Raw genomic sequence first — 12,437 nt, 5'->3', positions numbered from 1 at the left:
CGGCGGTCAGCCGGGAGGCGGGGGGCGGTCGGCAATGTGCCGCTTCCACGCCACCACCCATTCCTCGAACTGCGCCACCCGCATGGGGCGGGCGTAGAGGTAGCCCTGCCCCTCCCTGCACAGTACGCCTTGCAGGAAATCGGCCTGGGCTTCGGTCTCCACGCCTTCGGCGATGATGCGCAGGCCGAGGCTGATCCCCATGGCGACGATGGCCGTCGCGATCGCCTCGGCGTCCAGGTTGCCGGGCACGTCGCGCACCAGGGATTGATCGATCTTGAGGCGGTTGACCGTGAACTGCCGCAGGTAGGAGAGGCTCGAATAGCCGGTGCCGAAGTCGTCGATGGCGACCTTGACGCCCATGGTCTCCAGCTCCCGCAGCTTCTGCACGTTCGAGTCGATGTCCTGCATCACCGTGCTCTCGGTGAGCTCCAGTTCCAGGCTGTCCGGCGGCAGCCTCGACGCCTCGACAGCCCGTTTCACGATGTCCACGAAGTCGCTCTGGCGTATCTGCACGGCGGAGATGTTGACGGAGATGCGGCCGTGCAGCACACCGCGCTCGTGCCATGCCCGCGCCTGCCGGCAGGCCTGCCCCAGCACCCATTCGCCGATCGCCAGCACCAGCCCGCTGTCTTCCGCGATGGGGATGAACTGCGCCGGTGGAATCAGCCCCAGCGTGGCATGCTGCCAGCGCACCAGCACCTCCACGCCGATGATGCGATGGGTGGCGAGGTCGATCTGCGGCTGGTACTCGAGGAAGAACTCGCCGCGCTGCAGGGCGCCGCGCAGATCGTGCTCCAGGCTGAGCCGCGCCATGGCCTGCTCCGTCATGGCATCGGAATAGAACTGGTAGCGGTTGCGGCCGCTTTGCTTGGCGCTGTACATCGAGGCGTCGGCGTTGCGCAGCAGCACGCTGGACTGCGTGCCGCTGTCCGGACAGATACAGATCCCCACGCTCGCCGTCACCTCCAGCTCATGCCCCGCGACGCTGTAGGGCTGCGACAGCGCGCGTATCAGTTTCTCGGCGACGCGCCCGGCGTTTTCCGCACTGCCGATCTCGCTCAGGAGAATGACGAACTCGTCGCCGCCCACCCGGCTCACCGTGTCGATGCCGCGCACGCAGTCCTGCATGCGCTGCGCCGCGACCTTCAGCAGCTGATCGCCCACGTCGTGGCCCAGGGAGTCGTTGATCGACTTGAACCGGTCCAGGTCGACGTACAGTACCGCGAGGCGGGTCGCCTGGCGCTGGGCGCGGCGGATGGCGAGGCGCATGCGGTCGGCGAGCAGCGCGCGGTTGGGCAGCCCGGTCAGGGAATCGTAGTGGGCGAGATTCAGGATGTGCTGCTCCGCGGCCTTGCGCTCGGTGATGTCGCGCGCGAGCACGATGAAGCGTGCGTCCTGGGCGGGATCGACCTGCTTGCGCGAGACCGAGAGCTCGAGCCAGAGCCTGCTCTGGGGCGGGCCGAGTTCCAGCTGCCGGCCCGCCGACAGCCCTTTCTCCTGGGCTTCCGCCAGGGCGGACAGGATGACCTTGACCGCCTCCGGGGGGAGGGTGTCCGCGATCCTGCTGCCGAGCAGAATCTCGACGGGTACCGCGGGCAGGCTGGTGCGCGCGGAGTGGTAACTGTGGCAGCATCCGTCCAGGTCGAGTTCGAGCAGCAGATCCGGGATGGCATCCAGCGTCGCGCGCAGCTGGTTCTGCGCCGCCAGCGCTTCCAGCTTCCGGTTCTCCTGCTCGGTGATGTCGCCGATCATGGCGACGAAATAGTCGACCTTGCCCTCGTCCGTGCGCACGCACTTGACGCTCACGTTGGCGAGCACGATCGAACCGTCCTTGCGGATGTAACGCTTGTTCCTCACGTAGCTGTCCGATTCCCCCCGCATGATCCGCTCGAACGCCGCGATGTCCTTCCCGACGTCGTCCGGATGGGTCATCTCCACCCAGTTCCGGGCCGACAGCTCGTCGTGCGAATAGCCGAGGATCTCGCACAGCCGGTCGTTGTAGCGCAGCCAGCGCTTGTTGTCCGGCGAGGTGATCGCCATGCCGATGAACGGCAGTTCATAGAAATACTTCAGCAGCTTGTCCTGTTCCGCGGTGCGCACCAGCAGCTCGAGCCGGTGGGCGTGCCGCTGCTGGCGCCAGATCTGCCATACGGCGGCGCCCACCGCGATCACGGACAGCAGCATGACGGCGCCGACCCAGAACACCAGGATCCACAGGTTGGCCAGGACCTCCTCGCGGTCGATCTTCGATATCAGGTGCCAGCCGGTGCCCGTCACGGGGCGGAATGCCGCCAGCACCGGTTCGCCGCGGTAGTCGATGCCCTGGGTGATGCCGCCGTGCCCATCCCGCGTCGCCAGGGCGGCCAGCGTATTCTGGGGTGACCCGCTCGCCGGCGGGAGGGTGTGCGCGGTATGGCGCCAGGGGGTGAGGTGCACGATGACGCCATCCTCCTGGCGCACCAGCAGGGTTTCCGCGCTGCGGCTGTTGACTGGCCACTTGCTGACCAGCGGCAACAGGAATTGCCGCAGATCCGCGCGCAGGACGACGAAGGCGGCCACCTGCCGCGTCGTTTGCGAGACGAGCGGGACGACGATGTCCAGCCTCGGGATTCCCTGCTCGTCCAGGAACAGATCGCTGTTCCGGATTTGCCGCACCTGCAGCGCCGCCGGCAGCAGCGCCCGGGTCGCGGGCGGCAGATCGGGCTGCCCCTCGCCGGCAAGGAATGCCCGGCCTTCCGTGTTCAGCAGCTGCACGGATTCATAGCCGTAGGCGTTCTGGACGGCCTCCAGCCGATTGTGGATGAGCTGTTGCAGATACGGGTCGCGGCTTGCCGGCGTGTCCGCCACGCGCCCGATGAACGCCTGGGTCGCTGCGATCGTCTCCGCGTCGCGCTGCCGCTCCGTCAGCCAGAGCTCGACCTGCTCCGCCTTGAGATCGGCGATGACCTGCAGGTCGGCGTAGGCCTGGCGTTCCATTTCCGGGCCATACAGCATGATGATGCCCACGGCCACCACGGGTACGACCAGCGCCAGGACCGCCAGCATGGCGAACAGCCGATTCGACCAGAAGCGACCGGTGTCGCCGCGGCTAGCGCCGGCATTCGCCGAAACGCCATCGCCTGCCGGTGCGCTGTTCCGATCCAGATCCGTCAATGGCGGCCGCCTCCGGTTCGGCCGGGAGTCAGTTGCGGCAAGGTGTCGAGGACCGGGTCATCGGCCTGGAGCCGGGCAGGGCACGCGGCGGGCAGGGATTCTGGCATTGCATGCGGAGAACGGAGGTGGATCCCGTACGGGAGCCGAAACGCCAGGCACAGATCCCGCTTACCCGAAAGGGTGTGAGTGGAAGCGGGCGGTTTGGATTTCCGCATGCGCTCATTCTATACTGTGTGCTCTGTCGAGGGTAGCGCAAGGGAGGAAAAATGCGAATCAAGAAGATCTCGATCGTTGCTCCGATCATGGCCGCTGCATGCGTCCTGCATGCCGCGCCCGCCAGTGCGGCTGCCACGGACGATTGCCGCGGCATCCTGTCGGAGGGATTCTACAGGAATTACGCCAAAAATGACGACCGGGTGCGAGAGCAGGCGATGTACGCGCAGCTGTGCGCCTCGCCGTTCGCGCAGGCCGGGGCGGCCATCGAGCGTGCCCGGCATCCTGCCGACAGCACCTTCGGATTCTCCTACGGGCTGTTCCTGCCGGGCGAGCAGCCTTCCTCCCGCCTGCTGGACGACAGCCGCTTCAGCCAGTGGAAGACGGCGTACTGCTCCAAGAATTCGGCGTCCAACACGTCGCGGGCCGCCGAGTTCCTGATGCAGAAGGCCGCTTCGCCGGCGGTGGCGGAGGCCTGGTCGGCGTGCATGCGCCAGCGCAAGGGCCTGGCCTGCTGGGTCAGCCCGGGCCTGGAACGGGCGGCCGTGCTGCACGTGAACTGGGTCTCCGCCGACGCCTCGCGGCCGACGGTGCAGCACTCCTTCCTGAGCCGGGGCGCCATCTCCGGATTTCAGGGCGCGGAGAGCCGCCGCATCCTGCCCGCGGGCCATGCGCTGGCGGCGGGCATCACGCGCATCCCCGTCAGCCGGGAAGAGGACAGCGCCACCGTCGTCACCCTCAAGGTGCGGCACGAAGGCACCGAGCACGAGTGCAGCACCTTCATCCCGGGCGAGCGCGACTTCGTCCTGAGGAAGCCCTTCGGGATGTAACGCCGGGCAACCGATCCCCACGCTCCCTTCCTTCCCCTCTCCCGCTGCCGCCATGGGGATGCGGATGCGCCCGCGGCGCTTCCGGCACGCCTGTCAAATATGCCACTGGAGTGAGTTTCCCCACAGCCCGGAATCCGCCCGGCGGCTATCCTGTGCCTGTCTGATGGAGGGATTCAATCCAAACGCATACAGGAGGAATCATCGTGCACGACACCAGGATCGATCGTACGGAGCGGCACTGCATCATCGGCGCCGGTCCTTCGGGATTGGCGCAGGCGCGCGCGCTGGGCGCGCTCGGGCTGCCGTTCGACGTGTTCGAGCGCCACCGCGACGTCGGCGGCCTGTGGGACATCGACAACCCGGGTACCCCGGTCTACGAGCATGCGCACTTCGTCTCGTCGCGCACGCAGTCCGGCTTCACGGATTTCCCGTTTCCACCCGGTGCGGACTATCCCCGCCGCGACGAGGTGCACGCCTACCTGCGCGCCTTCGCGGACGCATACGATCTCAGGCGGCATATCCACTTCTCCAGCGAGGTCACGCGGGTCGAACCGGCGGAGGGCATGTGGGCGGTCACCGCGCAGGGCCGCACCCGCATCTACCGCAGCGTGATCTGCGCCTCCGGCATGCACTGGTCGCCCAATCTGCCCGAGATCCCCGGCCGGTTCATCGGCTGGCAGCGCCATGCCATCGGCTACCGCAGTCCCGAGGAGTTCCGGGGGCAGCGGGTGCTGGTGGTAGGGGCCGGGAACTCGGGCTGCGACATCGCCACGGAGGCGGCCAGGAACGCGAGGGCGGCGTACCACAGCCTGCGCCGCGGCTACCACTTCCTCCCCAAGCACATGTTCGGCAAACCCGCCGACGTCTACGAGCGCGAGAACGAGTGGATTCCCCTGCGTATCCGCCAATGGGTGCTGGCGCGCATGCTGGCGGCGATGCAGGGCGATCTCACGCGCTACGGGCTGCAGCGGCCGCGGCACCGCATCCTCGAGTCGCAGCCGATCATGAACTCGGACATCCTGTCCTGCATCGCCCACGGCGACCTGATCCCCAAGCCCGACGTCCTGCGCTTCGACGGCTCCACCGTCCACTTCGCCGACGGTTCCACGATCGAGGTGGATCAGGTGGTGTTCGCCACCGGCTACCGCGCCGCGCTGCCCTACCTCGACGCCGGCCACGTCGAGTGGGCCGGGCATGGCCTGGGGCACTTCCTGACGTGCTTTTCGCGGCTGCATCCGAATCTGTTCACGCCCGGATTCTACGAGGGGAATGCGGCGGTGTTTCCGCACCTGGAACTGTTCGCGTCTCTGGTGGCGCGCTACCTTCAGGCCCAGGCGCACGGGACCGGGCGCGACGCGCTGCTGCGCAGCATCGCGCAGCGGGAGCGCGGCGACTTGCGAGGGAGCCTGCGCCTGATCGATACGCCCAGGCACGCCGCCTACTGCGACTGGCTCACCTTCCGCAAGCGCGTGCGCGCGCTGCACCGGGAGCTGGGCTGGCCCATGCCAGCCGCGGCGGATTTCGCCGCGCTCAGGGCCGCGCCCGCGCGGGAGGAAGAGAAGGGCGCGCTGCCGGCGCCGCTGCGCGACGAAATCCTGCACGGCACCTGATTTTCACGAGACCTGTCCGCCGCGGCCACGGCACGCGATGCGAACCGACGATCCTTCAAGGGGAGAACGAGACATGACGACCGATACACTGAACGACGACGCCGGCGCGGGGCCCGAGCCCATTGCCCTGGTGGGGATCGGCTGCCGCTTTCCCGGCGGCGCCCACGATCCCGGAACCTTCTGGGATCTGCTGGTGAGCGGGAACGACGCCATCGTCGACGTGCCCGCGGAGCGCTGGAGCCTGCAGCGCTTCTATGACGCGGACGCGGCCAGGCCCGGCAAGATGTACGTCCGCCAGGGCGGATTCCTGCAGCAGCGCATCGACGCGTTCGACGCGCTGTTCTTCGGCATCGCGCCGCGCGAGGCGGCATGCATCGATCCGCAGCAGCGCCTGCTGCTGGAGACCAGCTGGGAGGCGCTGGAGGATGCGGGCATCCCGCACGAATCCCTGGCGGGATCGAACACGGGCGTCTTCATCGGCGCCTTCACGCTCGACCACAAGCTGACGCAGATGGGAAAGATGAACCGGGACCTGATCGGCGCGCACACCGCCATCGGCTCCACCATGACCATCCTCTCCAACCGCATCTCCTACACGCTGGATCTGCGCGGCCCCAGCGTCAGCCTGGATACCGCCTGCTCCTCCTCCCTGGTGGCGCTGCACCTGGCGTGCCAGGCCATCTGGCACGGCGAGTGCGACCTCGCCCTGGCGGGGGGCGTGAACGTCATGCTGCGCCCGGAATATCCCGTCGCCATGTGCAAGGGCGGGTTCCTCGCGCCCGACGGGCGCAGCAAGAGCTTCGACGCGCGCGCCAACGGCTACGGCCGCGGCGAGGGCGCCGGCGTGGTGGTGCTCAAGCCCCTGTCGGCGGCCCTGGCCGACCGCGATGACATCTACGCGCTGGTGCGGGGCACGGGCGCCAACCAGGACGGCCGCACCCAGGGCATCACGGTGCCCAACCCCGAATCCCAGGCGACGCTGATCCGGGGCGTGTGCGACCGGTACGGGATCGACGCGCGCGACATCCGCTACTTCGAGGCGCACGGCACCGGCACGCCGGTGGGCGACCCGCTGGAGGCGCGCGCCCTGGGCTCGGTGGTGGGTGGAGCGCGGGCGGCGGACGATCCCTGCCTGGTGGGCTCGGTCAAGGCCGCGATCGGCCACCTCGAAGCCGCCGCGGGGGTCGCGGGCGTGATCAAGGCGTCGCTGTGCCTGGCGCACCGCCAGGTGCCGCCGCAGGCCAACCTCGCCACGCCCAATCCGGACATTCCCTTCGACGCGCTCGGCCTGCGCCTGCCGCGACGGCTGGAGCCGCTGCCGTCCGACGCCCGCCCCCTGTATGCCGGCGTCAATTCGTTCGGCTACGGCGGCACCAATGCCCACGCCGTGCTGGAGCGCGCACCGGCACCGTCCGCGGAAGACGCCGGCGATGCTCGCGCGGAAGATGCCGGCGATGCGCTTCATTTGCTGCCGCTGTCGGCCCGCAGCGATACGGCATTGAAAGATCTGGCGCGCGCCTGGCTGGCGCGCTTTCCTGCCCATACCGAAGCCGACGCCGACACCGACGCGGTGCGGGATCTGTGCTACTCCGCGTCCTGCCGCCGCGGGCACCACGACCATCGCCTGGCGGTCGCCGGCGCTTCGTGGGAGGAGATGCGCGGGCAATTGGCCGCCTTCGTGGAAGAGGGGAACGGGCCGTGGCTGGCGACGGGCAGGGCGGACGGCGGGACGGTGCCGGGCCCGGTGTTCGTCTACACCGGGATGGGGCCGCAATGGTGGGCCATGGGGCGCGAACTGTACCGGCACGAGCCCGTCTACCGCCGTACGGTCGAGGCGTGCGACGCCGTGTTCCAGGGCCTGGCGGGATGGTCCATCCTGGCGGAAATGCTGGCGGACGAGGCGCATTCCAGGATGGCCGACACCATCGTCGCCCAGCCCGCCAATTTCCTGATCCAGGCCGGGCTGACCGCGCTGTGGCGCGCTCGCGGCGTCGAGCCCGCGGCCGTCGTCGGCCACAGCGTGGGCGAGGTGAGCGCCGCCTATGCGGCGGGCGTCCTGAGCCTGGAGGATTCGGTGCGGGTGAGCTACGAGCGCAGCCGCATCCAGAAGCAGGCGGCGGGGCAGGGCCGGATGCTCGCGGTCGGCCTCGGCCGGCAGCGCTGCACCGAACTGCTGGCGGCGCTGCCGGCCGCGGGGGTATCCGTCGCGGCAGTCAACGGCCCCGCCACGGTGACGCTCGCAGGAGCCGCGGACGCGCTGGAGGCGATCAGCGCGCACCTGACCGGGCTGGGTGAGTTCAACCGCTTCCTGCAGGTCGAGGTGGCATACCACAGCCCGTTCATGGATCCGCTCAAGCCGGAGATCCGGCGCGTGCTGGCGGACCTGCGGCCGGCGCTGCCGGGGCTTCCCCTCTATTCCACCGTTACGGGAGACAGGGTCGAGGCCATCGCCTACGATGCCGAGTACTGGTGCGACAACGTGCGCGAGCCGGTGCACTTCGCCCGGGCCATGGCCAGCCTGCTGCGCGACGGCCACCGCGTCTTCCTGGAGATCGGTCCGCATCCGGTGCTGTCGTCGGCGATCGGGGAATGCTGCCGCGAACGGGGCGTGGAGCCGCGCGCCTTCGCCTCCCTGCGCCGCGGGCAGCCGGAGCGCCACACCTTCGGCCTGGCCCTGGGGGGCCTCTACACGGCCGGCTGCCGCATCGCCTGGCAGCGCCTGTACGCGGCGCGGGCGGCCTACCGCAAGCTTCCCACCTACCCCTGGCAGCGCGAGACCTACTGGCAGGAGGACGACGACTCCGTCGCCGACCGCACCGGCGCGCCCCTGCACCCCCTGCTGGATCGCCGCCTGCCGGATCCGCGTCCGTCCTGGCAGGGCTCGATCAACCGGCAGTTCCTGCCCTACCTCGCGGATCACCAGGTCGACGGCCTGGTGGTCATGCCCGCCGCCGCCTACGTCGAGGCCGCGCTGTCCGCCCACCGGCAATCGACCGGGGAGGCAGGTTGCGTGCTGGAGCGGCTGGCGTTCCACCAGGCGCTGATACTGGACGCCAGCGGCGGCGAGCCGGCGGTGCACGTGAGCCTCGATCCGCACAGCGGCCACTATGCCTTCTGCAGCCGCGAGCATGTGGAGGGCGGCGCCTCTGCCTCCTGGCGCACCCACGCCTCCGGCACGGTCGCGGCCCTCGCCGGGCAGGCACCCGCCCGCCTGGATCGCGGCGGGATCGAGGCGCGCTGCCGCGAGGCGGTGGACGTGGCCGGCCTGTACGACGAGCTGGACGAGCGCGGCCTGTTCTACGGGCCCTTCTTCCGCACCATCCGCCAGCTGTGGCGTGGGCCGGGAGAGGTCCTGGCGCGCATCGAGCTGCATCCCGGCCTGGCCGTGGACAATGCCGCCTATCTCCTGCATCCCAGCCTGCTGGACGGATGCTTCCAGTCGCTGATCGCGGCGATCGCGGGCCGCGACGAATTCTTCATGCCGGTCGTCATCCGGCGCGCCGCCTACCACGCGGCGCCGAGCCATGCGTTCTGGTGCCACGGCACGCTGGAGCGCATGGACGACCACGTCATCGAGGGCAGCCTGAGGCTGTTCGACGACGACGGGCGGCTGCAGGTCGAGATCGAGGGGCTGCGCTGCCGCGCCCTGGCGGCGGAAAGGGAAAATCCGGCGCAGCAGGCGGCGCAATGGCGCTACGCCTGGCAATGGCAGCCGCAGGCCCTGGTGCCGCAGACCCAGCGCAGCGGCTGCTGGGCGGTATTCTGCGCCGACGATGACGGCGGCATTGGAGCATCCCTGTGCCGGGCGCTGGAGGCGGGGCATGACCACCCGGTGATCCGCATCCCGCTGCCATCTTCCACGACGGCGCGGCCGCTGGACGCGGGCGAGGTGGATCATGTGGAAACCCTGCTGCGGAAGGCGCAAGCCCTGGGTTGCGCAGGGGTGGCCCATGCGTGGGGCCTGGCCGCCGATGGCCGGACGGATCCCGTCGGCGCCGGCATGGCCGGCGCCACGCTCCAGGCGCTCCAGGCGCTGGGCCGGGTGTTCGCCGCCGGCGCTGACGTGCCGCGCCTGTACGTGATCACCCGGGGCGTGCAGCCGGTCGTCGCGGGCGATGTCCTGGAAGGCCTCGCGCAATCGCCGCTGGTCGGCCTGGCCCGGGTCGCCTTCAACGAATATCCCTCCCTGCGCTGCACCCTGGTCGACCTGGATGCCGTCCCGGACACGGCCCAGATCGGCCTGCTGAGGCAGGAGCTATTGGCCAATGACGGCGAGGACGATGTCGCCCTGCGCGGGATGCAGCGTTTCGTGCACCGCCTGGAGCGCCTGGCCGTCGTATCCGCATCCGCATCCGCATCCGCATCTGGAGCCGGAGTCGGAGTCGAAGCCGCGGCCTCGAATCAGCGCGAGTGCGCGCAGGTGGAAGCCTTCCGGCTGGGGCAGGGCGCACAGGGCCGCCGCGAGTGGCGCGCCATGCCGCGCCCGGTTCCCGAGGCGGACGGCATCGTCCTGGCCCTGGAGTACGCCGAGATGAGGCGGACGGAGCCGCTGGGAGCGGGCGGTCCGGACGGGTATTTCGCGGTCGGCACCGTGTGTGCGCGCGGGGCCGGCGTCACGCGCTGGCGCGAGGGCGAGCGCGTTATCGCCGCGCTCGAGGGTGTGCCGGCATCCCATGCCGCCTGCCCGGCCAGCCGGGCATTCTCCCTGGAGGATCTGGACGACCTGCCGCATACGGATTTGCTGGTCCTGGCGGCGACGCTGCTGCCCGCCTGGCATGCGCTGAAGCACGTCGCGCGCGTGGCCGCGGGCGAGACGGTACGGATCGATACCGCACCGGATCTCGATGTACCGGCCATCATGCACGTCGTGCGCTGGCTGGGTGCGCGTCCGCGCATTGATTCCACCGGCGACGCACCGGCGTTTCAGGGTAATAAAGATAACAAAGGCAATCAAGGCGATGGAAGCGACGCGACCCTGGCGCGTGCCCGGCTGCGTGGCGCACGCATCAGCGGGGAGGCAACCGGCACGCGGGCGCCGGCCCTGCACGAAATCGTGCTCGTACGCGGCGGATCGGACGAAGCCCCGCCGCGCGATGCCGTTGCGGACGCTGCGGGTGCCAAGGATACCGGAGGCAGCCTCGCGCGGGTGGATGCCTGGAGGCTGGCGCTGGCCGCCCCGGCGCTGTTCGCGCAATCGCTGCGCGAGATCGGGCGGTTGATGAAGACGGATCCGGCGCCGGCGCGCATCGAGATGCTGTCCCTGTCGGAGGCGCTGGCCTTTCCGGCGGCCGACGAGGACGAGGCATCCGCGGACGTGCCGCACATCCTGTCCCTGCGCGATGCGGCCGGCGCCACGGTGCGGGTCGAGATCCCGCGGCAGGCACCGTTCGACGCCGAGGCCACCTACCTGGTCACCGGCGGGTTCGGCGGATTCGGCCTCGAAGCCGCGCAGTGGATGGTGCGGCACGGCGCCCGGCACCTGGTGCTCGTCGGCCGGCGCGGCGCCGGCGACGAGCAGGCCCGGGCGGCGGTGAAGGCGCTGCAGGCACGCGGTGTCCGGGTGCTGGCCGCGGCGGCGGATGTCTCGGACGAGGCCCAGGTGAGGACGTTGCTCGCGAACGTCGCCGCCGCGTTTCCCCCCCTCAAGGGCGTGCTGCATGCCGCCGCCGTGCTGGACGATGCGCCCATGGCGGAGCTGGATCCCGCGCGCGTGGCGCGCGCGATGCAGGCCAAGGCGCTCGGGGCCTGGCATCTGCACCGCCTCACGCAGGCGCAGCCCCTGGATTTCTTCGTGCTGTTCTCCTCCGTGTCCGCCCTGATCGGCAATGCCCGGCAGGCCGGCTACGCGGCCGCCAATACCTTCCTCGATGCGCTCGCCGCCCTGCGCCGGGCGCAGGGGCTGCCCGCGGCCAGCATCAACTGGGGCGCCATCGCTACCGGCATGGCCATCGACAGCGAGGAAGTGCAGAAACACCTGGCGCTGATGGGCATGCATCCGCTGACCGCCCGCCAGGCGCTGGACGCCTGGGCCGGCATGGTGGACATGGGCGATGCGGCGCCGTCGCAGTACGGCCTGATGCACTGCGACTGGGCGCGCTGGCGCGAGTTCGAACCCGCCGGGGGCAACTCCCCCCGCTTCTCCGGCCTGATGGCGGATGCCGCTGCGCAGGCCGGGGCCGAGCTGCCGGAGGCGTGCCTGGCGATCGGACAGCTCCCGGAGACGCAGCGGCGCGCCGCCCTGCAGGACGCGCTCGCCGGGCAGGTGGCCGCCATCCTGCGGCTGCCGGCGGGAAAGATCGAGGTGGACCGGTCCCTGGCGCAGATGGGCGTGGATTCGCTGATGTCCGCCGAGCTGCAGGCGAGCGTTGCCAAGGTGTTCGGGATCAGGATCTCCACGCTGGAGCTCATGCGCGCATCCAGCCTGGGACAGCTCGCCGAGATCCTCCTGGGTAGGATGCTGCTGCCCGCGCCGGATTCCGCCGCGCAGGCGCCGGCGGACGGCGATTCCCTGGTGGACCGCATGTCCGCCATCGATGTGGACGCGCTGCTGGCCCAGCTGATGCCGCAGTCGGCCTGACGCACGGAGCCCATGGGCGGGCGGCGTGTCCGCCCGCCCACGACCGTCCAAAAA

4 protein-coding genes are annotated in these 12,437 nt (G+C 70.1%); 3 read left to right on the top strand and 1 reads right to left on the bottom strand.

What is annotated here, in order from left to right:
• Positions 1-6 precede the first annotated feature (6 nt).
• The gene (locus BT108_RS10030) at positions 7-3,153 is read right to left on the bottom strand and encodes a bifunctional diguanylate cyclase/phosphodiesterase (RefSeq protein ID WP_255369690.1); all 3,147 of its coding nucleotides are present in this window, start codon (positions 3,151-3,153) and stop codon (positions 7-9) included.
• A gap of 266 nt (positions 3,154-3,419) precedes the next feature.
• Between BT108_RS10030 and BT108_RS10025 the strand changes: the two genes are divergently transcribed.
• The 3 genes from BT108_RS10025 to BT108_RS10015 all read left to right on the top strand — a co-directional run bounded on the left by BT108_RS10025 (position 3,420) and on the right by BT108_RS10015 (position 12,383).
• Positions 3,420-4,196 carry a hypothetical protein gene (locus BT108_RS10025; protein WP_072294395.1) on the top strand — a complete coding sequence of 259 codons (777 nt, stop codon included), beginning with the start codon at positions 3,420-3,422 and terminating at the stop codon, positions 4,194-4,196.
• Positions 4,197-4,399: 203 nt separating this feature from the next.
• The gene (locus BT108_RS10020; protein ID WP_177257299.1) at positions 4,400-5,806 is read left to right on the top strand and encodes a flavin-containing monooxygenase; all 1,407 of its coding nucleotides are present in this window, start codon (positions 4,400-4,402) and stop codon (positions 5,804-5,806) included.
• Between the two features lie 73 nt (positions 5,807-5,879).
• Complete coding sequence (locus BT108_RS10015) at positions 5,880-12,383, top strand: type I polyketide synthase (protein WP_072294394.1); 6,504 nt, start codon at positions 5,880-5,882, stop codon at positions 12,381-12,383.
• The last annotated feature ends 54 nt before the right edge of the window (positions 12,384-12,437 follow it).

This window comes from Nitrosovibrio sp. Nv17, from assembly GCF_900119085.1.
In the GTDB taxonomy this organism is placed as follows: domain Bacteria; phylum Pseudomonadota; class Gammaproteobacteria; order Burkholderiales; family Nitrosomonadaceae; genus Nitrosospira.
Note: the sequence above shows the minus strand (reverse complement) of the source record. Positions and strands in the feature narration are given on the sequence as shown.

What these genes read in the sequence shown, in the direction of transcription:
- BT108_RS10025 (WP_072294395.1), top strand. Translation starts at nt 3,420, where the DNA reads ATGCGAATCAAGAAGATCTCGATCGTTGCTCCGATCATGGCCGCTGCA.
- BT108_RS10015 (WP_072294394.1), top strand. Translation starts at nt 5,880, where the DNA reads ATGACGACCGATACACTGAACGACGACGCCGGCGCGGGGCCCGAGCCC.